Raw genomic sequence first — 25,152 nt, 5'->3', positions numbered from 1 at the left:
AGGAAGACTGGAGGCACGATGGACGTACAAGACCCGATGGCGCTGGTCAGCAAAGCCGCCATGCTGATGGAACAGTTCGAGCGTCGATGCGCCGAACTGGAACAACTTCAACGCCGCCTTGCCCAGCAGTTGGAGCAAGTCGCCCAGTCGTTGCCAAACGTGGTCACCCGTTCGGCCGAGCAGACGCTGCAGCGCGTACCCGACACCTTGATTCGGAGCATTCAGCAGGGCTTGGATCAACCTGTCGCCGGTTTCGAAAAGCGGCTGCAGCAGGCCGGTGGTTTGATCGGGGAAGGCGCGCAATCATTGTCCGATCAGCTCAAGCGCATCGAGCGCGGGCAGCGCCTGCTGCTGTGGAAAGGCGCTGCGGTTGTCCTGGGAGGTCTACTGCTGTTGTTGGGCGGCGGTGGGTGGTTGTTGACCCAATATCGTCAGGAAATACGTGACAATCGGTTGCGTGCCGAGTTGCTGCGCGCTTACAACGGCGCCGACGTAATGCTTTGCGGCGACCGTTTATGCGCGAACGTGGACACCAAGGGCGCTGCGTACGGCGATCGTCGTCAGTACCGACCGGTCAAGCCACGCTGATGTTGATAGCGGCTGTCGTGTGTCTTGGTGACGGCCGCGTGGCGATGCAATCGGCAGTAGCTACCCCATAGTGAGTCCATTGGGTAATGTGCGTCGTCTTGGCGCTGAGCACTGGGGGCATCGAACCAGCAACTGTCACGACGCCGGCACGTTCAACGCGCGGTACGGCGGGGTGGACATCACCATTTCGGCCAGCGAATAGGCCAGTTCGCGCTCGGCCAGTACCGCGCCGTCGGCGCCGTGTTCGAGCAGGTGCTTGACCTCGGCGTCGCTGTGGGCGCGCGCCAGCAGTGTCAGCGAGGGGTTGATGGCGCGCAGCTTGGCCAGTGCTTCGCCGGCTTCCAGCGGCTGCGGAATGGCCAGGATTGCGATCTTGGCATGCTCCGGGCGTGCCTCGGCCAGCACGCGGTCGGCCGCTGCGCTGCCCCGGATGCCGGGAATACCAGCCGCATGGGCCTTGGCGACGTGGTCGCCGTTGTCGTCGATCACCAGCACCGGCACGCCGCGGCTGCGCAGCAATTGCGCCAGCGAACTGCCGACGCGGCCGTAGCCGATCACGATGGCATGCCCATCGGCCGGCAATGGCGGGCCGGGCGGCAGTTCCGGTTCCACGGCGGCGGGCGCGTCCTGCGCCTGCTTGGCCTGCCAGCGGTCCAGCCACGAGAACAGGAACGGGTTGGCCACGATCGACAGTAGCGCGCCGGCCAGGATCAGGTCGCGCCCGGTTTCCGGCAGGATCGCCAGTTGCACGCCCAGGCCGGCCAGGATGAAGGAAAACTCGCCAATCTGCGCCAGGCTGGTGGAAATGGTGAGCGCCGTGCCGGTGGGGTGGCCGAACGCGCGCACGATCAAAAATGCCGCCAGCGACTTGCCCACGGTAATGGTCAGGAAGGTCGCCAGAACCTGCCACGGGTGCGCGATCAGGATCATCGGGTCGAACAACATGCCCACCGACACGAAGAACAACACCGCAAACGCGTCGCGCAACGGCAGCGAATCGTTGGCGGCCTTATGGCTGAGTTCCGATTCCTTGAGCAGCATGCCGGCGAAGAACGCGCCGAGCGCGAACGACACACCAAACAACGTAGCCGACACGAATGCCACGCCCAGCGCGATACCGAGCACGGCCAGGGTGAACAGTTCGCGCGAGCCGGTTGCCGCCACTTTTTCCAACGACCAGGGAATCACGCGCCGGCCGATCACCAGCATCGCTGCGACGAACGCCACCATCTTGAGCAAGGTCACGCCCAGCGCGGCCAGCAGCGAGGGCGATTGCGCATCGTGCGTCGTGGCTGGTGCGCCGCTACCGAGCACATCCGCCAGCGCCGGGAGCAACACCAATGCCAGCACCATCACCAGGTCTTCGACAATCAGCCAGCCCACCGCGATGCGGCCGCGCTGGGTGTCCAGCAAACGGCGTTCTTCCAGCGCACGCAACAGCACCACCGTACTGGCCACCGACAGCGCCAGGCCGAACACCAAGCCGTGAATCAGCGACCAGCCCATGCTCCACGCCAGCGCCCAGCCGAGCAGGGTGGCCACCACGATCTGCGCCAATGCGCCAGGCACCGCGATCCACTTCACTTCCATCAAATCGTCGAGCGAAAAATGCAGCCCCACGCCGAACATCAGCAACATCACACCCAGTTCGGACAACTGGTTGGCGATGGTCTGGTCGGCCACGAATCCCGGCGTAAACGGCCCTACGCACACGCCGGCCAGCAGGTAGCCGACCAACGGCGAGAGCTTCACCTTCTGCGCGAGCGTGCCAAGGATGAAGGCGACCGCGAGGCCGACGGCGATGATGTCGATGAGGCTGGTGTCGTGATGCATTCCAATCCGTTGTGAGAGTGTCCGGGAGATCGTCGAGCCAGCCAACGGCACTGCGCCGGGCATCGCCTGCGGGCATTGCGTGGTCATGGCTGGAGTCCGGCAGGGGGAACTGGACCGCAAGACAGGTCCGGTTGGCCGGACGCCCATAGTACACAGCGCATGATTAACGCGATGCGACACGCAGCGCATGCGTGCAGACAGATGCATGCGTCAGGTGGCGCGTAAACCGCTGTCGCCTGCGCCTGCGAGCTGAGACGCACGGCGCAAGTCCGGCATGCCGAGTCAACATTGACGACACCGCTTCGCGCTTGCGCAAGGCCGGGGCGCGACGCATGCAGATAATCCGGGCATTCCGTGGAGCACCTGCGTCCTTGGGCAGGTGTACGCATGCATCGCCCCTACTTCGGGGGCGATGCCACATGAGCCAGGCCATGCATCTCAGCGATTTGGCAACACCCCAGTTCCGCCACGATCCCTATCCGACCTACGCACGCCTGCGCGAAGAAGGCCCACTGGTGCAGGTGGCGGACGGGCGGCTGATGTCCGGCCGCTACGCCGTGGTCGATCGCCTGCTCAGCGACCGTCGGGTCGGTCGCGACTATCTGCAAAGCATTCGTCTGCGCTACGGCGAGGCGGCGGTGCACCTGCCGCTGTTCCAGGGCATGAGCCGCATGTTCCTGCTGCTCAATCCGCCGCTGCACACGCAGTTGCGCGGACTGATGACGCAGGCCTTCGGTGCGCGGCAGATGGAGTCCATGCGTGAGGTAGCCAGCGATACCGCCGCCGGGTTGATCGACGCTTTCCAGGCCAACGGGCACTGCGATCTGCTGGCCGAGTTCGCGTTCCCGCTGCCGATCGCCATCATCTGCCGGATGCTGGATATCGATGCAGCCGATGTCACCGCGCTGAGTCACGCGACCAGCGCGCTGGCGAAAGTCTTCGATCCGATGATGACGGCGGAAGAACTGCAGGCCACCAGCGTTGCGTACGACCAGCTGGCAACATATTTCCACGGCGTGATCGCGCAACGTCGCAGCGCTGGCGGCGACGATCTGATCGCGCGCTTCATCCAGGCCGAGGACAACGGCCGCCGCCTGAGCGAGGAGGAGATCGTCTCCAACGTGATCCTGCTGTTCTTTGCCGGCCACGAAACCACCTCCAACATGATCTGCAATGCGCTGGTCGCGCTGCATCGGCATCCGCAGCAATTGCGCCTGCTGCAGGAAACCCCGGGCCTGCTGCCCAATGCAGTGCTCGAATGCATGCGCTACGACAGCTCGGTGCAGATGGCCACGCGCACCGCCTTGCAGGATTTCGAGATCGAGGGCGTGGCGGTTCCCCGGGGCGCCATGCTGTATCTGATGCTGGGCGCGGCCAATCACGACACGCTGCAGTTCACCGACCCGCAGGTGCTGGATATCCGCCGCCAGCAGGGCCGCGCGCTGTCGCTCGGTGGTGGTATCCACCACTGCCTGGGCAACCGGCTGGCCCTGATCGAAGTGGAAGCGGCACTGGCCTGCCTGCTGGCGCGTCTGCCGGCGCTTCGGCTGGAGCAGCTGGACACGCTGAGCTGGAACGACCGCGCCAACCTGCGCGGTGTCGATACGCTGCTCGCCTCCTGGTGAGCCGCGGCCAGGCAGTGCAGTGGCGTGACCTGCCGGGACGGCATCGCAGCGGCAATCACTGCGCTGGCGATCGTCGCGGCAGATGAGGCACGGCCGCGGCACCCGAATCGAGATGCCCACAACGACAAACACCGCCGATCACCCGGCGGTGTTTGCGTATACACATGCGCGGATCGGCAGGTTCGCTCGAGCCGGCCGATCAGAAGCGGTAGGTCACCCGGCCGTACCAGTAGCGACCGTTGAAGCCGAACGGCGACAACGAGGAATACTGCAGACCGCTGGCGCGATCATCGTAGCCGGTGGTCAGCTGTGCCTTGGTCGGATACTGGTTGGTGACGTTGTCGGCACCCACGGTGAAGGTCAGCGCCTGCCAGGTGTAGTTGGCCGCCAGATTGAGGATCCAGCGCGCCGAATATGTCTGGTCCTGGCTGCCGTCGGCCGGATCGCCGATTCGCTTGATCGCGCCATAGCGGGTGGCATTGCCGTTGAGCGAGAAGCCGCCCAAGGTCCAGTCCGCTGCCAGCATGTACTTGGTGCGTGGCGTGGATTCGGTCAACAGGCCCTGGCTGGCACGTCCGAAGTTCGGATTGGACAGCTCCAGAATCTTGGTCTTGTTGTAATTGGCGCTGGCGCTCAGGTTGAGGCTGCCGCCGGCACCGAGATCGGCCCGATAGCTGTTCACCCAGTCGACGCCGCGCGTGCGGCTGGTGGCGCCGTTGACGAAGAATTGCACCGCACCCACCTGGCCGATCGGCTGGGCGAGCTGGATCTGGTCCGAATACAGGATCTGGTCCCAGATGCGGATCTGGTACACGTCCAGCGTCGAGGTGAAGTTGGCGGTCGGCTGCCAGACGCTGCCGATCCCGTAGTTGGTGGACTTTTCCGGGCTCAGCGGACGCGCGCCCAGCTGCACGGCGATCGGGTCGGAAGTGCGATAGGTGCCGACCTGGATCAGCTGCCCGTCCTGCGGCAGGGTCACCACCGAGGCGTAGTTCTGCTGCGCCAGCGAGGGCGCACGGAAGCCGTTGGAAACCGTGGCACGCATGGAGAACGTATCGGTGAATGCATAGCGTGCCGACAGCTTGCCCGAGCGGGTGGAACCGGCATCGCTGTAGTTCTCGTAACGCCCGGCGATGCCACCGGACAGCTTGTCGGTCAGGTCCGCTTCCAGCGCTGCGTAGGCCGCGTTGCTGTGACGGCCGAACTTGCCCGCTACCGAGGGCTCCAGACCGGAGAACACCTGCGCACCGCCGGGGTACGGGGTTCCGGTCTCCGGGTTGATGGTGTCGGGGTCGAAGAAATACGACGCCGGCGAGCCGGCGACGATCTCGTAGCGGTCCTGGCGATGTTCCACACCGAAGGCCAGATTGACCGGATAGGCCAGGCCCCAATCGAAGGACTTGTTGAAGTCGGCGTTGAGCGTGCCTTGTTCGGTTTCGAAACCGCCGGAATTGAAGTTCGTCGGCGAGCTGCCCGTGCTCCAGTACAGATTGGTGTTGATGCTGTTGAGGATGTTGAAGGTCATGTCGTTCTTGCCATAGGTGGCCGACACGTCCCAATGCCAGTCGCTGGCCGTGGTGCCCTTGACGCCGAGCACCGCCGAGCGGTCGTTGATCGGGTTGTAGATCTGCGGCAGGAAGCCGTTGGGATACACCGCCTGCACGTTGCGGTCGGTGTTGTCGTAGGCACGGTAGTAGCCGTTGGAGGTCACTTCGCGGCGGCTGAGGCTCAGATGGCCATACAGCTCGACGTTGGGCGTGAAGTCATAACCGAACGCGACCAGGCCCTGGTAGAACCTGGCATCCGGATCGCCATGGCGCTGGTAGGGCACGCCGCTGGGATTGGCGGCGCCGGCAAGCGTGGTGGCGCGATTGGTGTTCTCGCTGCGGTTGGTGTCCATCGAATTCTGGTAATTCCACGACAGCCGCACCCAGCCAGGCGCGGTGTCGCCGCTGGTGGCGCCGAACGGCAGGCCGACCGAGCCGTCGACGCCGTTCTGTGCGCCGTCGCCCTTGTCCATGATGCCGCCATTGACCGAAATGCTGTTGCTGCCGGCCGCGGCGCCATGCTTGAGCACGATGTTGACCACGCCGGCGATCGCGTCGGAGCCGTATTGCGCCGACGCGCCATCGCGCAGCACCTCGATGCGGGCGATCGCAGACATCGGCAGCGAGTTGAGATCGGCCGGCGCTGAACCACGACCGACATAGGGGTTGTAGTTCACCAGCGAGGAGGTGTGATAGCGCTTGCCGTCGACCAGCACCAGCACGTTGTCCGGCGACAGCCCGCGCAGCGTGGCGGGACGGGCGGCGTCGTTGCCGTCGGCGATGGCCGGGCGCGGGAAGTTCAGCGACGGCAACAGCTTGCCGAGCGCGGTGGCGACATCGGTGGCGCCGGTGGCCTGCAGGGACTCCTCGGAGATGATGTCGATCGGCGATTCGGATTCGGCCACGGTCCTGTCGCTGACGCGCGTACCGGTGACGATCAGGGTGTCGAGGGTTTTCTGCGGCTGGGTCGATTGCGACTGCGCACTGGCAGCGAAGGAACAGACGGTGAGTGCGACTGAAATCGCCAGCGAAAGTGCGTTGGAGTTGTGCATGGGAGTCAAGGCTCGAAAGGAGTGATGGACGTAGCGACGAAGCACCGTAAATACCGGGGAATGCAACTGCGAACGGGTAATCGGCCATGCCTGCGCGCCGCATGCGTCCGCAGGACGGAGCAGTGCGCGCGAAGAGGGCAGCAACCGGCAATGCGCGGTGTGGCGCCTTGCGCACTTTGCTGCGCGCATCCTTGCTGAAGCGGTGCAACGTGCAGCGGAGAGCGTCTAACCTGGCCACCTCATGTGTGCGAGGGTGGCCAGGGACGGTGACGTCGGCGACACGTCAGACATGCAGTGCCGCGCGACTCAAATGCCGGCCGTGACCGACCGGCATTTGGGAGTTACCACTTGTAGTTCACGTTTGCATAGACCAGCGCGCCGTTGAAACCGAACGGCGAGGCGCTGCTGTAGGGCAGGTAAGTGCGCGTGCCCAAGCCGGCTTGCTGGCGGTCAGGATATTCGTTGAGCACGTTGTCGCCACCAATGGTGAAATTCCACGCGCCCAACTTGTAGGACGCGGCCAGATCCAGCGTCCACTTGGCCGCGTAGGTCTGGTCGCTGCCGGCGTTGGTGCCGAACGTACTGAACTCGCCCCAGCGCGTGGCGGTGCCGGTGAACGACCAGTTGCCCGGCGACCAGGTCCCGCCGAGGAAGAACTTGTCGCGCGGCGTGCCTTCGGTGATACGGCCGATTTCGGCGCGGCCGATGCGCACCGCACTCGGGTCGATCGCCATCAGCGCTGCCGGGTTGTCGGCGATGCGTTTGATTTCGGTCTTGTTGTAGTTGTAGCCCGAGGTCAGCTCTACGCTGCCGCCATCCAGGTTCCAGCGATAGGTGCCGACCGCATCCACGCCTTGGGTCTTGGTGTCTACCGCATTGGTGAAGTAGCGCCCGCCACCGATGCCCGGGAAGCCATTGGCCTGCAGGTAGTTGCGGACCGCATTGGAGGTGAGGTTTTCAGACAGCACGATGCGATCGTCGATATCGATGCGATATGCATCCACCGTGATGTACAGATTCTCCACCGGCTGCAACACCACGCCCAGGCCGTAATTCTTGGATTCTTCGGCCTTGAGCGGTTCGGCACCGAGCGCGATCGCGGCAGGGTTGTCGGTACGGAAGGTGCCGATCTCGAACGGAATCGCGGTCACCGTGCCGTTGGGCTGCGCCACGTTGAGGAACTGGGTGGCGATCGACTGGAAGTTCTGCTGCTGCAGCGACGGCGCGCGGAAGCCGGTGGATGCAGTCGCACGTACCGCCACCTTGTCGGTAAAGGCATAGCGCAGCGACAGCTTGCCGGTGGCGGTGTCGCCGAAGTCGCTGTACTTCTCGTAGCGCCCGGCCAGCCCGGCCGAGAACTTCTCGGTCAAATCGGTTTCCAGGTCGGCGTAGAACGAATGACTGTTGCGGTTGTAGTAACCGGCATCGGAGGGCTTGAAGCCCGGAAACACCTGCGCGCCGGGAATCAACGATCCGTTGGCCGAGGGAATACCGCCGTTGGCCGAGGAAGCCGCATCGCCAGGCGATTCGTTGAATTTCTCGCCGCGCCATTCGGCACCGAAGGCCAGCGTCACCGGATAGGCCAGGCCCCAATCCAGCGTCTTGGTGAAATCGGCATTGAGTACGTTCTGCGTCACTTCCAGCGTACCGGCGTGGAAGTCGGTCGGGCTGGCCAGCCCCAAGCTGTTGTTCAAGCTGTTGCGCACATCGAAGGTGAGATTGTTCTGGCCGTAGTTGTAGCTCAGATCGATGTTCAAGCCACCTTCGGTGGAGGTCTTCAAGCCGCCTACCCACGAGACGTCCTTGCTGACGTTGTAGATCTGCGGCAGGAAGCCGTCCGGATAGATTTCCGGGCGGTTGCGATTATCACCGGCAAAGCGGAAATAGCCGTTGGACAGCACTTCGCGCCGGCTCACCATGCCGAACGAATAGAACGTGAGGTAATCGGTGGGGCTGTATTCGCCGTTGAACGAGAGCGCGCCCTGGTCGATGTCGGGGTCGCCATAACGCTGCTCCACACGGCCCTGGAACGGCAACGCGCGGTTGGTCTGATCCGAGTGCCCGGCCTGTGCGGCCAGGTGCACCTTGCCGGTGCCGGCGAAGCTGAAACCGGCATCGCCGGACAGTTGGTACTGCTCGCCGTCGCCAGCGCTGTACTTGCCGTAGCGGCCATTGATGCTGCCGCCTTCGCCGCTGCCCTTGAGCACGACATTGATCACGCCGGCGATGGCGTCCGAGCCGTATTGCGCAGACGCACCATCGCGTAGCACTTCGATGCGCTCCACCGCGGCGATCGGGATGGTGTTGAGGTCTGCCGGCGAAGAGCCACGCCCCTGGGTATCGTTGAGATTGATCAACGCCGTGCTGTGATAGCGCTTGCCGTTGACCAGCACCAGCACCTGATCGGGCGACAGGCCGCGCAACTGTGCCGGGCGCACCGCGTCGGAGCCGTCGGAGATGGCCGGGCGCGGAAAATTGAGCGAGGGAATCGCGCGTGAGAGCGCGGTCGCCAATTCGGTGGTGCCGGTCGATTCCAGTGCCTGCGGCGAGATGATGTCGATCGGCGATGCCGATTCGGCGACCGTGCGATCGGCCACACGCGTGCCGGTCACGATCAGGGTGTCCAGTGTTTTCTGGGCCGGCGCCTGCGATTGCGCAGACGCGGTTGAAGCGGAAAACGACAGTGCAAGAACAACGGCGACTGCGAGTGGACTGGTCTTGCAATTCATGCGGTGACAACTCCGAGTGGGGAACGGATGCATCGCAGGGGCCCCCTCCCGGGCCGCGTCCAGCGCGGCAGCTGCGGTGCGTTCTCAACCATTAACCACGTGTAACCGCATGTCAAATTTTGGTTACGTTGCGCAAGCAACTGTCATCTCTGACGTGCTACTGGCAACGTTGTCATCGTGCACCAAAGTGATGCGACGCCTGCACCAAACCTGCTGGGGCAGGCGCTCGCTTGCACCATAGTGGACGGCAATACCAGTTATGAAACTTGTGCATCAGAATGTGATCTGCACCGCATCAGCACTGCGTTGCGCAACACCATGGAAGACCGCTTCGATGTTGTTGCCGTCCGGATCGAGCACGAACGCGGCGTAGTACTGCGGGTGATAGGGGCGCAGGCCGGGCGCACCATTGTCGCGACCACCGTGGGCGAGCGCCGCTTGATGGAAGGCATGCACCATTGCCACATCGCGTGCCTGAAATGCCAGGTGGTGACGGCCGGTGAGCACGCCCTGTGCCACCGTGTCGCGGTCGGAAACGAACAATTCGTCGGCCCAGAAGAACCCATCGCCTTCGCCGCCGACCGGAATCCCAAGAACGTCCAGCACGGCCTGGTAGAAGCGCCGGCTGGCCGGCAGGTCCTGCACCACCAGGTGCAGATGGTCGATCAAGCGTCCGCGCGACAGCTGCGATGTTTCCATGGAGCGTGCTCCGGCAATGACGGGAGCACCGTTGATACCACCGCAGCTGCCGTCAGGTCTTCACCTCGCAGCGATACGGGGCGCACAGTGGCGACCAACGCGTCGCGCGCAGTCCTCAGGTGCGCGCCGACGGCGACACCAACCGCAGCGCACGCAGGGTCGATGGCGCGGCCGCGTCCGCCTGGTGCCGGCAGTGAGTTTGTGTGCCGTTCCAAAAAGACCTTAGGCAGATGCGCACACGCCCCAGGCTGGCCGGGGCGCGTGGTCGACCCTGGATGTCGAAGGATGCAATGGCGACACGCCATGCATGCAGCGACGTTGCATTTGCCGATCACAGCAATGTCTCGCGCTGATCGCGAGATGGCCGATCGCATCGCCCGCCTCACGATCACAAAGACAACCTCGGCTGCTCAAGCGCAGCGCTTACCAGCGGTAGTTGATGCGCCCATACACGTACGCACCATTGAAGCCGAACGGCGACAGATTGCTGTACGGGAATTGTCCGCTGGTGGAATTGGCGAAGTTGTTTTCGTCCGGGTATTGATCCAGCACATTGTCTGCGCCCAGGGTCAGCGTCCAGCGATCGATCTTGTAGCTGGCCGATGCATCCACCACCCACTTGGCGCCGAAGGTCTGGTCGTTGCTCGCGTCCGCTGGGCGGGTGCTGTACTTGCCATAGCGCGTGGCCCCCAGGGCCAGCGTCCAGTGTTCGGAGTTCCAGCTGCCGTTGATCAGGAACTTGTCGCGCGGGAAGCCTGCTTCGATGCGGCCACGCTCGGTGCGGTCGATGCGCTCCAGGCTCAGCCCGTTGGCCGACAACGCGGCCGGGTTGGCGGCCACGCTGCGCACTTCGGTTTCCGAATAGTTATAGCCGGCAGTCAGGTCCACGCTGCTGGCGGCCAGCTGCCAGCGGTAGCTGCCCACCACGTCCACGCCGCGCGTACGCGTATCCACCGCATTGGTGAAGTAACGCCCGCCATTGATGCCGAAGATGCCCTGCGACTCCAACAGACTGCGCACGCCTGCGCCGGTCAGGTTGGACGACAGCACGATACGGTCGTCCACATCGATCTGGTACGCATCCACGGTGAGGTAGAGCGCATCGGTGGGCTGCAGCACAAGGCCCAGGCTGTAGGACAGCGAGGTTTCCGCATCCAGCGGCTCGGCGCCGAGCGCGCGCGCCACGGTGCTGTCGGCGGGGAAGGTGCGAATCTCGAACGGATTCGGGTTGCCGGCCAGGAAGGTGGTGCTGGTGGACTGGAAATACTGCTGCGCCAGCGACGGCGCGCGGAAGCCCGACGACACCGTGCCGCGCAACGCGATCCTGTCGGTGAAGGCGTAGCGCGCCGACAACTTGCCCGAGGCCTGGCTGCCGAAATCGCTGAAGTCCTCGTACCGCCCGGCCAGGCCGGCAGAGAACTTGTCGGTGAAGTCGGCTTCCAGATCCGCATACAGCGCGTAGCTGTCGCGCGAGTACTGGCCCGAGACGCTGGGCGCGAATCCACCGAAGCCCTGCGCGCCACCGGCCAGCGTGCCGGCCTGGAAATACGAGCCCACTTCGCCCGGCGACTGGTTCCACTTTTCGTTGCGGTATTCGGCGCCGAAGGCCACTGTCACCGGATAGGCCAGGCCCCAATCGAAGCCGCGCTTGACGTCCAGGTTGACGATGTTCTGCGTAGTTTCCAGTGCGCCGTCGTAGAACGCCGTGGGCGAGGTCGGCCCCAGGCTGACATTGAGCGTATTGCGGGTGTGGAAATCGATGCGGTTGTAGCCGTAGTTGTAGCTGGCGTCCCAGTCCCAACCGCTGGCAGTGGAGCCGCGCACGCCGGCCACCAGCGAGCGGTCCTTGGCGTAGGTCTGGATTTCCGGCAGGAAGCCCTGCGGATACACCGACAGGATGTTCTGGCTGCTGCCCGGCGCGCGGAAGAACGCGAACGAGGTGATGTCGCGGTTACTGGCGGTGGCGAACGCATAGCCGGTGATGCTGTCGCTGAAGGCGAATTCGGTATTGGCCGAGACCGCCTGCGCATTGACCTCCGGGTCGCCGATCTTGAACGCCTTCTGGCCGACTGCCGGCTGCGAGACGCTGGGCGCGCCGGCGTAGGCGCGTGCACGGTCGGTCGGGTCCTGCTGGTTGAGCTGGGCGGCCACGTGCAGCCAGCCGCGGTCGCCGCCATAGGCCACGCCGGTGTCGCCGGAGAGCTCGTAGTTGTTGCCGTCGCCAGCCGAATACTGGCCGAAGCCGGCTTGCAGGCTGCCGCCCTTTTCTGCGCCCTTGAGCACGATGTTGACCACGCCGGCAATGGCGTCGGAGCCGTACTGCGCCGAGGCGCCGTCGCGCAGCACTTCCACCCGCGCGATGGCCGCGACCGGGATGGTGTTCAGATCCACCGCCGCCGCGCCACGACCGATGGTGCCGTTGAGGTTGAGCAGCGAGGAGGTGTGGCGACGCTTGCCATTGACCAGCACCAGCACTTGGTCGGGCGACAGGCCGCGCAGCTGCGCGGGACGGATCGCGCTGGTGCCGTCGCTCAGGGCAGGGCGCGGGAAGTTCAGCGATGGCAGGGCGCGCGCCAGTGCGGTGGCCAGTTCCGGGGTGCCGGTGGCTTGCAGCGATTCGGCGCTGATGATGTCGATCGGCGACTGCGACTCGGCCACGGTGCGGTCCGATACGCGGGTACCGGTGACGATGACCGTATCCAGGGTGTTGGCCGGGGCGGCGGTCTGGGCCAGGGCGGGGGAAGCAAGCAGTGCAGCGACCACGGCGGTCGCAAGCGCGGAAAGGGGGGCGTTCATGACAACTCCGAAACGTGGGTCCAGGCAGGACCAGGCAAGGCTAGGCAGGCGGCGGTCGCGGGAGGGCGAACAAGACGGCGGCCACGCTGAAGGCGCTAATTATTCGTTAACGCTAGAATGGCGTCGCAGGAATGCTGCTCATCTGCTCATTCCTTTTCGTTCTATCGGACTGTCCATCAATGATTTCCCTGCGTAACTTCTCCATGCGACGCGGCGAGCGTCTGCTGCTCTCCAACGTCGACCTGACCATGCACGCCGGCTACCGCGTCGGTGTGGTGGGCCGTAACGGCACCGGCAAGTCCAGCCTGTTCGCTGCGGTGAAGGGCGAGCTGGAGGCCGACAAGGGCGATGTCGATCTGCCCGGCAAGGTGCGCACGGCCAGCGTGTCGCAGGAAACTCCCTCGCTGCCCGACCCGGCGCTGTCGTTCGTACTGGGCGGGGACATCGAGGTGTCTGCGGTACTGCAGGAAGAAGCCGCAGCTACCGCGCGCGAGGACTGGGAGGCAGTGGCCAATGCACACCAGAAGATGGCCGAGATCGGCGCCTACGACGCCGAAGCGCGCGCCGGCAAGTTGCTGCACGGCCTTGGGTTTCCGGCCGACACGCACCATCGCGCGGTGTCGTCGTTCTCCGGCGGCTGGCGGGTGCGGCTGAATCTGGCGCGCGCGCTGATGATGCCCAGCGACCTGCTGCTGCTCGACGAGCCGACCAACCACCTGGACATGGATGCGGTGCTGTGGCTGGAGCAGTGGTTGCTCAAGTACCCGGGCACGCTGCTGCTGATTTCGCACGACCGCGAATTTCTCGACAACGTGGCCACCCACACCCTGCACCTGCATGGCGGCACCGCCAAGCTGTATGTCGGCGGCTATACCGATTTCGAACGCCAGCGCATCGAGCATTTGCGCCAGCAGCAGATCGCGCACGAGAAGGAACAGGCCGAGCGCGCGCATCTGCAGAGCTTCATCGACCGCTTCAAGGCGCAGGCCAGCAAGGCGACCCAGGCGCAGAGCCGCATGAAGCGGCTGGCCAAGATGGCCGGCACCGAGGCGGTGCGCGCCGAGCGCGAGTTCCGCATCCAGTTCGCGCAGCCCAGCCGGCTGCCGTTCTCGCTGATCCGGCTCAATCACGTGGAAGCCGGCTATGCCGCTGTGCCGCGGGAATCGGGAATCGGGAATGGGGAATCGCAAAAGCGTGGTTCCAGCGATGCCATTACCGTGCTGCATGATGTTGGATTCGGGCTAGAGGCGGGTGACCGGATTGGTTTGCTTGGGCCCAATGGCGCGGGTAAGTCCACCCTGGTCAAGACCTTGGTGGGCGAACTGGCGCCGCTGGCAGGCGAGCGCAGCGCACATCCGGATTTGCGCATCGGCTACTTCGCCCAGCACACGGTGGAGTCGCTGCACGAAGGCCAATCGCCGATGGACCATTTCCGTGAGTTGTCGCCGGATGGTTCCAACCAGGCGTTCCGCGACTTTTTGGGGAAATGGAATTTTGCCGGTGACCGCGCCTTCGAAGTGGTGGATGGTTTCTCCGGCGGCGAGCGCGCGCGCCTGGCGCTGGCGTTGATCGCCTGGCAGCAGCCGAACGTGCTGCTGCTGGACGAACCGACCAACCACTTGGACCTGGAAATGCGCGAAGCGCTGGCCGAGGCGTTGAGCGATTTCGAAGGCGCCATCGTGATGGTCTCGCACGATCGCCATCTGATCGGCCTGGTCTGCGACAGTTTCTGGCGCGTGGCCGATGGCGTGGTCGAGCCGTTCGCCGGCGACCTGGACGAATACGCCGCCTGGTTGCGGAGCCGCCCGGCTGCGCAGGGGACCAAGCAGAAGATGGCCGAGGCGGCACCGACCCCGCCACCGCCGACCAAGCCGCTGCCGCCGAAAAAAGCCGTCAACCCGCACAAGCTGGCCAGTGCCGAAAAGCGCGTCGGCGAGCTGGAAGCGGCGCTCGCTGCGCTGGATCGCGAGCTGGCCAATCCCGGCAACTACGCCGACAGCGAAAAGATGGCGGTGCTCGGACGCGACCGCGAAGCAACCGCGCAGCAGCTGGCTGAAGCCGAGACCGCATGGATGGAGTTGATCGACGGTGCGTAAGCGTCACTGACAAAAACGCCTGCGCAACCGTACGATGGCGTGTCAGATGGTCGTTGCGGGATGTACCAGGCGTACATCGCGGTTGCCGCGCCTGGTCTACACCTAGCGGCTGCCTGCGCGCTGCGTCGTGTTGGCCACGATGAAAGCGCGTGGGTTACGCTGCGCGTTGAGCCACACACGGATGTCGCGCGCATGATCAGCGTCACCATCAGTCTGGAAGACCATCTGGCCGCGCAGCGCTTGCATGCGCGTCACGATGCGAAACGCCTGCTCGTGTTTCTGGCAGTCCTGCTGTTGATCGGAGCGGGGCTGCTGCACCTGCGCGGCGCGAGCGAGATTATCGGCCCGGTGCTGATCGGCGGCGGTGGCGGTGGGTTGCTCGGCCTGGTGGCGTTGCACGTGTGGGGCCTGCCGCGGCGGATCAAACGCCTGCATGCGCAGCAGGCCTCGCTGCGGCATACCTACACCTACGCATGGGACGAGAACGGGCTGGAAATCACCTGGACGGACGGCCATCTGCGTCGCCCCTGGTCCGATTACATGCGCATCCGCGAAAACGACCGGGTGCTGTTGCTGTACCACAACGACCGGCTGTTCGAGCTGTTCTGCCCGCACTGGTTCGCCGACAGGGCGCAGTTCGAGGCGTTTCGCCAGTTGGCCTTGCGGGTGGGAAAGACATCCAAGGCGCTCTGAGAGTGGCAGCGCTGCTCAGCTGCTGACGTGCTGTTGGGCCAGTAGCCAATCGCGCAACCGGCGCCCGGCATCGCTTTGCGGCCGCGACCGTAGCCGCGTCAGCCAGTAGCGCCCGGCGTCGATGGTGATCGGGAACGGGCAGACCAGGCGCCCGGCATCCAGGTCCTGGCGAAACATCGGCAACGGCAACAACGCCACGCCGGCGCCGGCTGCCGCTGCGCTGGCCAGGGTAAGCGACGAATCGAACATGCTGCCGCGCGCAGGCACCTCCGTCGCACGCGCCGCGCGGAACCACTGCGGCCACTCATCCAGGCGATACGAGCGCAATAGCGGCACACGCGCCAGATCCTCCGGCACGCGCAAGCCGCGCGCCATTGCCGGCGCGCACACCGGCGCGAAGGGCGCTTCCATCACGGCTTCGGCAACCTGGCCCTGCCAATCGCCATCGCCGAAGCGGATGGCCAGATCCAGGCCCTCTCCGGCCAGGTCGACGCGGTTGTTGTGGGTGGACAGGCGCAGTTCGATATCCGCGTGCGTTGCATGAAATGCCGCCAGCCGTGGCAACAGCCAGCCGGTGGCGAAGGTGCCGACCACGCCCACGCTGAGCACCTCGCGGTAACGGCCATCGGCAAAGCGTTCCAAGGTGGCGGCGATGCGGTCGAAGGCCTCGCCGAGCACCGGCGCCAGCGCGGCGCCTTCGTCGGTTAGCGCTACACCGCGCGGCAGGCGGTGGAACAGGCTGGTGCCCAACTGCTGCTCCAGCGCCTTGATCTGGTGACTCAGCGCGGCCTGGCTGACGCATAGCTCGTTGGCCGCGCGGGTCAGATTCTGATGGCGCGCGGCGGCTTCGAACGCGCGCAGGGCATTGAGCGGCAGGCGGGGGCGGGGCATGGGTAGAGATTAGTTCAATTCATGCCTGAGATCGAAACATCGCGATGGTCGGCTGCATCCTGCGCATCGATACTGCGGGCTCTCTCAAGGAGGCAACCGCATGTTGAATCGGCGACAGTTCCTGCACGCAACCGGCGCTGGCGTGCTGCTTGCAGCGTCCAGACCCGCATGGGCACTCACCCCCGCGGTAAACGTGGACGACATGCTGCGGGCACAGTGGGCGCAGATCGAACGTGGCACCGGCGGCCGGCTGGGCATCTGCCTGCTCGACAGCGCCACCGGCAAGCGCCTCGGGCAGCGCGAGGACGAGCGCTTTCCGATGTGCAGCACCTTCAAATTTGTATTGGCTGCCGCGGTGCTGCGGCGGGTGGACCAGGGCAAGTTGACGCTGGCGCAGCAGGTCAGGATCCATGCCTCCGACATGCTGGAGCATGCCCCGGTGACCGAACGCCATGTCGGCGGTTCGCTCAGTGTTGGCGAGCTCTGCCGGGCCACGATGATTTATAGCGACAACCCGGCTGCCAATCTGCTGTTCCCGCTGGTCGGCGAACCGGCCGGGGTGACTGCGTTCCTGCGCGGTATCGGCGATGCCCAGACCCGCACCGACCGCTACGAGCCGCAGATGAACCGGTTCGCCGACGACGACCCCCGCGACACCACCACGCCTGCGGCAATGGCCGCCACGCTGCGCACGCTGCTGCTTGGCGACGCGCTGCATCCAGCCTCGCGCAAGCAGCTGACCGACTGGATGATCGACAACCGCACCGGCGACGATTGCCTGCGTGCGGGGCTCACGGCCGGCTGGAAGATCGGCGACAAGACTGGCAGCAACGGCACCGACACGCGCAACGACATCGCCATCCTCTGGCCACCGAAGGGAAGCGCGCCCCTGTTGCTGACCACGTACTTGAACGGTGCCAAGGTCGACGACGCGGCACGCGATGCGGCGTTGAAGGCGGTGGCGGTCGCGGTGCGCGAGAGCATCGCGGCGTGAGTGCAAGGCTCCGGTGTCTCACGCGCGTCATTCGCGCATGAGTTCACGACGTGCTTTCTGTTTCTTCAACCCTTCAAGGTCCAATCGTGCAAATCAGGTCGTGTCATGGGTGGATGGCAGTTGCGCTGCTGCTTGTGCATGGGCTCGCACCGGCGCGCGCCTGGCAGCCAGCGCCTGGTCAGGTCGAAATACCGCTTTGGCCGCGCGCGGTGCCTGATGCGGTGCGCCACCCGAAGCCCGAATCGGTGGGCACCGGCGAGGGGCGTTACCCATGGACCAAGCTCAGCGATGTCAGCCGCCCGACGATGACGGTATACAAGCCCAAGGCTCACAACACCGGCGCGGCGGTGCTGGTGTTTCCCGGCGGTGGCTATCAAGTCCTGGCCATGGATCTGGAAGGGACCGAAATCTGCGACTGGCTGACCGCGCGCGGTATCACCTGTGTGCTGTTGAAATACCGTGTACCGAACTCGGGGCCGACCTGGGTCAACGACCGCCGCTATTACCCGAAGGTGCAAACAGCCCTGCAGGATGCCCAACGGGCGTTGGGGATGGTGCGCGCGCAGGCGGACCAGTTGGCCGTGGATCCGCACAAGATCGGTGTGCTCGGCTTTTCTGCCGGTGGTCACCTGGTGGCCGCGATCAGTACGCATTTTGCAGCGCGCACGTATCTGCCGGTGGATGCCGCCGATCGCGTGAGCTGTCGCCCGGATTTCGCCATTGCCGTGTATCCGGGCCATTTGTGGGCGCACGAGGACGAGGATGACGCCACCCGCGATCCCACCCATCTGGACCTGCGTCCGGACATTCGCGTCGTCGCCGATACCCCGCCGACCTTCCTGTTGCAGGCGCAGGACGATCACGTGGACGGCGTTTCGCAGGTGCTGGCCTACTACGTCGCGCTCAACTAGGCGGACGTGCCGGTGGAAATGCATGTGTACGCCCAGGGTGGCCATGCCTTCGGTCTGCGCGCCAAGGGGCTGCCGATCGCGCAGTGGCCGCAGTTGGTGGAAACCTGGTTGCACACGATCGGCGTGCTTGATGCGACTGGCGCGCGCTGAGTGTGACTGTGCGCAAGCCTGCTGATCAGGCATCCCCATGTGTACGCAGCGCATACCGCGCTGCAAGACTTGGGACGGCCATCAAAAACCGAGCGAACAGTCGCCAGGAGGGTCTGAGGCAGCGCGCTTAAAACTGCGGTGTAAGAGTGGGAGATTCCGCGTCGAGTATCGGCCGCGCCCATCCGGCGGTGAGCGCTGTGGTCTTGTTAGCCACGCTTAGCCGAGTGCGCCGATCGAGACAGGCATGTCCTGCTGCAATCGCGCCGGCCCACCCATGGCCGGGTCGCTGACGCTGTCTGCACCGGTTTCGATGCGCCCGGCCAGATGCTGGGCCGCGCTGTCGTGGCGCACCCATAGGTCGTACCAGCCGCCGGTTGCTGCCGCCTTCCAGCGCCGCTGCACGGTGGTGTCGGGTGCAAGACTCAGGCGCTCGCGCGGCTGTGCGGCGGTATATGCACCTGGCTGCAGCTCAATCTGCACGGCAGTGTTGCCGCTATGACGTAGCGATAGCAGCACGCAAGTGCAATCGTTCGGATCCTGCGCGATCTCGGCCAGCAGCGGCGCTGCATCGAGGTCGCCGCGGTAATGGCGATGGAAGCCGTTGGGACCGAGCAGCCACAGATCGTAGCGGCCGTCGTAGGTGGTCCACGTGCCGTCCACGATGGCGTCGCTTCCCACTGTGTAGCGGCGTGGAATTGCCGCTAGATCGAAGCGGTCGTAGACATGCAGCACCGCCGCCGCGCCCGCATTGGACATGCGGAGCTTAACTTCGCCGCGCTCGGTCAGGTGGGCCAGCTCCACGCTGGGACGATATGGCAGCCCACGCGAGCGGCGCACGCCGAACGGTTGTTCGGGCGGCTGCAACGTGGCCGGCAACGGCGGCAGTGCGTGTTCGCGCAAGGCGGCCGCGCGCGTAGCGGTTGCACCGACATCCGGCAGCGCGGCGACGAACGCGCGCGTATCGGCCTGGCGGAAATCGAAGGCATTGGTCAAATCGCCGCACACTGCACGCCGCCAGGGCGTGATTTCCGGCGCGGGCACGCCGAAGCGGCGTTCGAGCAGGCGCAGCACCGAGGTGTGGTCGTACACCTGCGAATCCACCCAGCCGCCGCGGCTCCATGGCGAGACCACATACATCGGCACGCGCGGGCCAAGCCCATAGGGCCGCCCGCGTAGCTCGGGAAGATCCACGTTCTGCTCGCCCGGCGCCGGGTGGCGGTGATAGTCGTCGTCGGTGGCCAGCGTCGATGCGCCGGCAAACCCGCCCGTTGCGCGTGCATCCGGCGACGGCGGTGCGGGCGGCGGCAGATGGTCGAAGAAGCCGTCGTTCTCGTCGAACATCACCAGCAAGGCGGTGCGACTCCACACCGCCGGATCGGCAGTGAGCGCATCCAGCACGCGTGCGGTGTAGGCCGCGCCCTGGGCGGGGCTGGACGGATCCGGATGCTCGCTGCCGGCCGCGTCGGCAATGATGTAGCTCACTGCAGGCAGGCGCCCGCCCAGTACGTCCTGGCGCAACTGCGCGAGACCGCGCGTGCTCACGCCACGCGCGCGCAATTGCGGATCATGTCCGGGCGCGGCGCTGTACGCCTGTCGAAATGCCGCAAAGCCGGCCAGCGGGTTGTCGGTGAAGTTGTCTGCCATGTCCTGATAGATCTGCCAGGACACACCGGCGTTCTGCAGGGCTTGCACGTAGGTGCCCCAACGATACGGCTCGGCAAAGCCGCCCAGTTCCGCAAAGTTGTCGTGCGAATTGCCGATCACCGGGCCGCCTGCGCGCGCCTGCGGATCGTTGCCGCCGGTCCACAGGAACACGCGATTGGAATTGGTGCCGGTCTGGATCGCAGCGTGGTACGCATCGCAGATGGTGAAGGCGTCGGCCAGCGCGTACTGAAACGGAATGTCCGCGCGCGTGTAATAGCCCAGTGCATGATTGTGCTTGGCGGCAGCCCAGTGCCCGAGCCGTCCATGGTCCCAGGCCTGTTGTGCATCCGGCCAGCTATGCGGGGTGCCCTTGACACGCATGAAGCCGAACTGCGCGGCCGTGTCCAACGCGAACGGCGTCAGCCACTGGCGGCCGTCCTCGCTGGGTTGCAGCCACACCGTGCGCGCCGGTGCGCCCGGCAAGGGCGGCGCAGGGATCGGGAAACGGTCGCCGAACCCGCGCACGCCGGGCAGCGCGCCGAAGTAATGATCGAACGCGCGGTTTTCCTGCATCAGGATCACCACATGCCGAAGGTCCTCCAGCGTGCCGCTGCGCCGGTCCGGCGCGATGGCTGCGGCGCGCGCGATGCTGGGCAGCAACGCGGCCGCGCCGCTGGTGAGGCCGGCTTGCAGCAGGCGGCGTCGGGGCAGATCGATCATGTGGGCTCATCGCATCGGAAGGACTGCCCGCGCCGGTGCCTGGTGCGGGCATCGCATAGCATGGCAGTTCGCCGTTACAGGTCCAGCGTCAGGGTCAGGCCGACGGTGCGCGGGGCGGCAATGAAGGCACTGTCGCTACCGTCCACACCTTCCAGATAGCGCTTGTCGGTGAGGTTGCTGACGTTGAGCGCGAGCTGCAGGCCTTTGAGCTGCGAGGTCAGTTGCGAAAGTTCCACACCCAGATTGGCATCGAAGGTGGTCACGCCATCGAGTGCGGCGCGGTTGGATGCGTCTAGGTAGCGCTTGCCCAGGTAGCGTCCGGACACACCGAAGCGCCATGCCTGGCCGCGCCAGTCGGCCGACACCACCAGCGTATTGCGCGGTTGGCCGATCACCTGCGCACCGGGCGTGATCTCCAAGGCGGTATCGCGCGCGGCATCGCCGCTGCCGAGATAATCGGCCTTGTTGTAGGTGTAGGCGCCATTGATGCGCCAGCCGTTGTCCCAGCCGTAGCCCAGCGCTGCTTCCACGCCGCGCGCATGCACACCGCCGAAGTTTTCGTACACGCCATCGGTTTCGCCCAGGTAGTCGATACCGGTGACGAAGTTGGCCGGCACGTACACGATGCGGTTGTCGAAGCGGATGTCGTACAGCGTGACGCTGCCGGTCAACGGCCAGCGGCTGACACGCAGGCCGAGTTCGATGTTGTCGGCGGTTTCCGGTTTCACCCGACTCAGCGCCACCGGGTCGGTTTCGCCCAGCACGCCGGACGCAATCGCGGCGAAGTTCTGCGAGTAGCCGGCAAAGGCCTCCAGGCCCTGCACCGGTGTGGTCCAGGTCAGGCCGGCCGACAGCAGCGGGTCGGACCGCGAATCCGATTGCACATGCTGCGCATCGCCGATGCGGCGGTCGCGGGTCTGGTCGACAAAGAACTGCTTGACGCCCACGCGCCATGCGAATGCACCGTAACGCATCACGTCTTCGACGTAATACATCTGCTCGTCGGTCTGGTAGTTGTCCTTGAACTGCACCCAGTACGCCTGATGATCGAAGCTGATGTTGGTGCCGACGTTGAGCAGGCGGTGCCAGTCGCGGGTGACGCTGCGTTCAACGCGTTCCAGCCAGGCACCGGCACGCACGGTGTTGTCGATGGCGCCGAGATCGGTGCGCCATTCCACATCGGCCATCGCGCCGGCGCGGTGATTGTCGTAGTGGCTATGTCGATACGATTGCACCGGCACCGAACCGGCCGGATAGCAGGCCGGATTGGATTCGGCCGGCACCGCGTCGCTGCCGGCGCAACCGGCCAGCATGGCGGCAGCCGCGCCCCCGGGGGTGAGGTAATACAGTTTGCCCAGATCGCTGCCGCCATACACGGTATTGCCGCCACGCGCTTCGGATTCGGGTGCGCCGGCGCCATCGTTGCTGACATCCACCAGATACGGCGGAATCCAGTCGCCGCGCCCCTGCATGCGGTGCGCATAGCCGGTCAGCGTGGTCTTGAAACCATTGCCGCCATCCAAGGCGCCACGCAGGTAGCCGAACGTATTCTTGCGCAAGGCACGCGAGCCGGAGCGGTAGTTCTGGTCCAGGTACGGAATGCCGGTGAGCGTGCCGGTCAACAGGTCGTGCTCCGGGTCGCGCGCGAATTGCTCCGGGGTCACGCTGGTGTATTCGGATTCGTCGGCATCGTCGTAGGATGCGTATCCGCTGAGCGTCCACTGATTCAGCACGCTGACGAATTTGCCGGCCAGGTGATCGCGGCTGGTGTGCCCGCTGCCGTCGATCCAGTCGTCATTGCGTGCCGACGAGCCACTGACCCAGGCACGCGTAGTGCCGCCGATCAGGCCAGTGTCGTAGCGCGCGTAGTACTTGCGCGCCTGGTTATCGCCAATGCCGCCGATCACGCGCACACGCTGCGTTTCCAGCGGTTCGCTGGTGAGGTAGTTCAAGGTGCCGCCCAGGGCTTCGTTGGAGCGCGAGGCGATGTCGGCGGTGCCCTGGCTCACTTCCACCGTTTCCAGATCCGGCATGTCGATAAAGCGATTGGCCTTGGAGCCACCGCCGTACGCCGAGCCGCCATTGGGTACGCCGTCGATGGTGGTGCCGATCTGTTGCGTATCGCGATTGCTGACGAAGCCGCGCATGCTGATCTGCGTGCCCCAATCCGAGGAGCCAAAGGCATCGGCTTCGGTCACCACCACGCCGGGCAGTTCGTTGAGCGCATCGTTGACGCTGCCGAGCACGAACTGGCGGTCCAGCATTTCCTTGCTGACGGTGGTCTTGGAATAGGTCATTGCCTGGCCGACCACCTGCACCTGATCCAGCGTCGATACTTGCTCATCGGTGACGGCCGGGTCGGACGTTGCGCCGTCGGGAACCTGCTGTGCATACGCCGGTAGGGTGAGCGAAACCAGCAGTAACGCCAGCGTGGCAGGACGGCGCACGCGCAAGGAGGACATCGAATCCATTGAAATCCACAGCGGGGTAGGGGGTCTGGAAAGACTGCCGCGCTTGCGTTGCGTGATCATGACCGCGCTACAGGCGAGGTCGCGATCACGCGCCGGATGTATGCAACCTCATAGCCAGAGCGAAGACTTGGTTAGCGTGGTTAGCGTGGTTAGCGGCGTTCGGATGCTTCCAGCCGAGCTGACGAAATCTTGGGCCAAGCGGGATGTGGGTTGGTGAACGGGCTGGGTCAAACGCGGAGTCGGTCGATAGCGCGATGCCTCACCGCTTTTGGACACGCCGTGAGCCGATTCCTTGGGGACTCGATGGCGGCATCCATGCCGCCAACGGTCCCGCAATCGGCGAGGCCACCGCACCAGACAGCGAGCGAAGTTTCGAGATCCAGCACAACCGCGCCGGCCGCAGTGGCAGGTGTGCAGTCCGCTGATCGAATTGTTCGACCATCCTAAAGCCAGCGCGAGAGAGCACGGTCAGCGTTACTTGGTTCGCGGTGGCGTTTCGGTCTGCTGTGTTTCCGGCATCAACTCCAGTGCCGACGGCGTGGTGCGCAGCATCGGGCGGAAGGCGATCGGATGGGGGCGGCGGCGGGTGAAGCGCAGCAGCCGCGACAACGTGAAGCCCGCCAGGGCCAACAACATCACCGCGAAGTACACAGGCAACGCGGCCGGGCCGAACTTCTGCATCGCGCCGCCGGCCAATGCAGGGCCGATCGCCGCACCCACGCCATGCACCAGCAACAAGCTGCTGCTGCCGGAAAGCAGGTCTTCGCGCGGCAGGTAATCGAGCATGTGCGCCACCGCGAACGGGTATAGCGAAAACGCCAACCCGCCATAGACGAAGAACAGCGCGAACAACACGGTGGTCTGTGTCTGCACCATCGGCAACGCGGCAGCGATCGCGATGCCGGCGGCCAGCACGCTCACGGTCACCAGGCCGATACGGCGGTCATGCCCGTCGCTGATGCGCCCGATCGGCCACTGCAGCACCGCACCGCCCACGATGGCGGTGAGCATGAACATCGCCACGCCGTCGGAATCCAGCCCGATCCGGTTGGCGTATACCGGCAGCAAGCCCCAGAACGCACCCATCGCCAGGCCGGAAAGGCCGGCGCCAATCGTGGCCACCGGCGCCAGGGCATACAGCGTCACCAACCGCAGGCGCGATACATGCGGCACCTCGGGCGGGATCAGCCGCGTGGTCATCACCGGCATCACCGCTGCACAGAACAGGATCGCCGTCAGCGTGAACATCGCCGGTGCGCCTGCATCGCCGATGGTGAGCAGGACCTGGCCCAGTGCCAGCGCCGACAGATTGATCGCCATGTAGACCGAAAACACCCGGCTGCGCCGGCGCGCGTCGGGCTCGGCGTTGAGCCAGCTTTCGATCACGGTGTACAGGCCGACCAACGCCACGCCGGTCACCAGGCGCAGCACGCCCCAGCCCCAGGCGTTCAACCAGATCGGATGCAGCAACACCGCAATGGCTGCCAGCGCCGCATAAAACGCAAACGCGCGGATATGCCCGATGCGGCGAATCAGCGGCGGTGCAAAGAAGGTGCCCAGAAAGAAGCCGGCGAAGTAGCCGGACATGATCAACCCCAACGCCCGCGCATCGAAGCCGGCCTGATCGCCACGCACGGCGAGCAGCGTGCCGAGCAACCCGCTACCGGTGAGTAGCAGGGCAACGCCCAGCAATAAGGCAATCAACCGCAACAT

The 25,152-nt window shown here is 65.2% G+C and carries 14 protein-coding genes and 1 pseudogene; 6 read left to right on the top strand and 9 right to left on the bottom strand.

Annotated features, from left to right (window positions below):
• The first annotated feature begins 18 nt into the window (after positions 1 to 18).
• Positions 19 to 588 (top strand): hypothetical protein, encoded by a 570-nt coding sequence (locus HLH45_RS20050; RefSeq protein ID WP_008571075.1) that lies wholly within the window; start codon positions 19 to 21, stop codon positions 586 to 588.
• 135 nt (positions 589 to 723) lie between these two features.
• Here the strand turns inward: HLH45_RS20050 and ybaL are convergent, their stop codons facing one another.
• Positions 724 to 2,421: a YbaL family putative K(+) efflux transporter gene (ybaL, locus tag HLH45_RS20045; RefSeq protein WP_008571076.1), complete on the bottom strand. Its 1,698-nt coding sequence runs from the start codon at positions 2,419 to 2,421 to the stop codon at positions 724 to 726.
• A gap of 431 nt (positions 2,422 to 2,852) precedes the next feature.
• Between ybaL and HLH45_RS20040 the strand changes: the two genes are divergently transcribed.
• Positions 2,853 to 4,046: a cytochrome P450 gene (locus tag HLH45_RS20040; RefSeq protein ID WP_033478390.1), complete on the top strand. Its 1,194-nt coding sequence runs from the start codon at positions 2,853 to 2,855 to the stop codon at positions 4,044 to 4,046.
• A gap of 199 nt (positions 4,047 to 4,245) precedes the next feature.
• Here HLH45_RS20040 and HLH45_RS20035 read toward each other — a convergent pair whose 3' ends face one another.
• The 4 genes from HLH45_RS20035 to HLH45_RS20020 form a co-directional block, all read right to left on the bottom strand.
• On the bottom strand, positions 4,246 to 6,645 hold the full coding sequence (locus HLH45_RS20035) for a TonB-dependent receptor plug domain-containing protein (RefSeq protein ID WP_008571079.1): 2,400 nt from the start codon (positions 6,643 to 6,645) through the stop codon (positions 4,246 to 4,248).
• 341 nt (positions 6,646 to 6,986) lie between these two features.
• Positions 6,987 to 9,374 carry a TonB-dependent receptor plug domain-containing protein gene (locus HLH45_RS20030; protein ID WP_008571080.1) on the bottom strand — a complete coding sequence of 796 codons (2,388 nt, stop codon included), beginning with the start codon at positions 9,372 to 9,374 and terminating at the stop codon, positions 6,987 to 6,989.
• A gap of 273 nt (positions 9,375 to 9,647) precedes the next feature.
• A complete protein-coding gene (locus HLH45_RS20025) occupies positions 9,648 to 10,073 on the bottom strand; it encodes a VOC family protein (RefSeq protein ID WP_008571081.1) in 426 nt (141 codons plus the stop codon).
• Between the two features lie 423 nt (positions 10,074 to 10,496).
• Positions 10,497 to 12,869: a TonB-dependent receptor plug domain-containing protein gene (locus HLH45_RS20020; protein ID WP_008571082.1), complete on the bottom strand. Its 2,373-nt coding sequence runs from the start codon at positions 12,867 to 12,869 to the stop codon at positions 10,497 to 10,499.
• 179 nt (positions 12,870 to 13,048) lie between these two features.
• Between HLH45_RS20020 and HLH45_RS20015 the strand changes: the two genes are divergently transcribed.
• Together HLH45_RS20015 and HLH45_RS20010 are read left to right on the top strand one after the other, a co-directional pair.
• Positions 13,049 to 14,965, top strand: a complete 1,917-nt coding sequence (locus tag HLH45_RS20015; RefSeq protein ID WP_033478388.1) for an ABC-F family ATP-binding cassette domain-containing protein — start codon at positions 13,049 to 13,051, stop codon at positions 14,963 to 14,965.
• 192 nt (positions 14,966 to 15,157) lie between these two features.
• Positions 15,158 to 15,658 (top strand): YcxB family protein, encoded by a 501-nt coding sequence (locus HLH45_RS20010; RefSeq protein WP_008578087.1) that lies wholly within the window; start codon positions 15,158 to 15,160, stop codon positions 15,656 to 15,658.
• Between the two features lie 15 nt (positions 15,659 to 15,673).
• Here the strand turns inward: HLH45_RS20010 and ampR are convergent, their stop codons facing one another.
• Positions 15,674 to 16,549, bottom strand: coding sequence for a LysR family transcriptional regulator AmpR (gene ampR, locus HLH45_RS20005; RefSeq protein WP_008578086.1), 876 nt, complete (start codon positions 16,547 to 16,549; stop codon positions 15,674 to 15,676).
• A 100-nt stretch (positions 16,550 to 16,649) separates the two neighbouring features.
• Here ampR and bla point away from each other — a divergent pair, with 100 nt between their 5' ends.
• Together bla and HLH45_RS19995 are read left to right on the top strand one after the other, a co-directional pair.
• Positions 16,650 to 17,543 (top strand): class A beta-lactamase, encoded by an 894-nt coding sequence (bla, locus tag HLH45_RS20000; protein ID WP_033479511.1) that lies wholly within the window; start codon positions 16,650 to 16,652, stop codon positions 17,541 to 17,543.
• A 113-nt stretch (positions 17,544 to 17,656) separates the two neighbouring features.
• Positions 17,657 to 18,604 (top strand): annotated as a pseudogene (locus HLH45_RS19995) (alpha/beta hydrolase).
• A gap of 216 nt (positions 18,605 to 18,820) precedes the next feature.
• Here the strand turns inward: HLH45_RS19995 and HLH45_RS19990 are convergent.
• The 3 genes from HLH45_RS19990 to HLH45_RS19980 form a co-directional block, all read right to left on the bottom strand.
• Positions 18,821 to 20,968: a phosphocholine-specific phospholipase C gene (locus HLH45_RS19990; RefSeq protein WP_008578082.1), complete on the bottom strand. Its 2,148-nt coding sequence runs from the start codon at positions 20,966 to 20,968 to the stop codon at positions 18,821 to 18,823.
• 74 nt (positions 20,969 to 21,042) lie between these two features.
• Positions 21,043 to 23,499 (bottom strand): TonB-dependent receptor domain-containing protein, encoded by a 2,457-nt coding sequence (locus tag HLH45_RS19985; protein WP_033479508.1) that lies wholly within the window; start codon positions 23,497 to 23,499, stop codon positions 21,043 to 21,045.
• Positions 23,500 to 23,913: 414 nt separating this feature from the next.
• Positions 23,914 to 25,152, bottom strand: coding sequence for an MFS transporter (locus tag HLH45_RS19980; RefSeq protein WP_008578080.1), 1,239 nt, complete (start codon positions 25,150 to 25,152; stop codon positions 23,914 to 23,916).

This window comes from Xanthomonas euvesicatoria, from assembly GCF_013112235.1.
In the GTDB taxonomy this organism is placed as follows: Bacteria; Pseudomonadota; Gammaproteobacteria; order Xanthomonadales; family Xanthomonadaceae; genus Xanthomonas; species Xanthomonas euvesicatoria.
The sequence above is the reverse complement of the archived record's forward strand: the minus strand, read 5'-3'. Positions and strand labels throughout refer to the sequence as shown.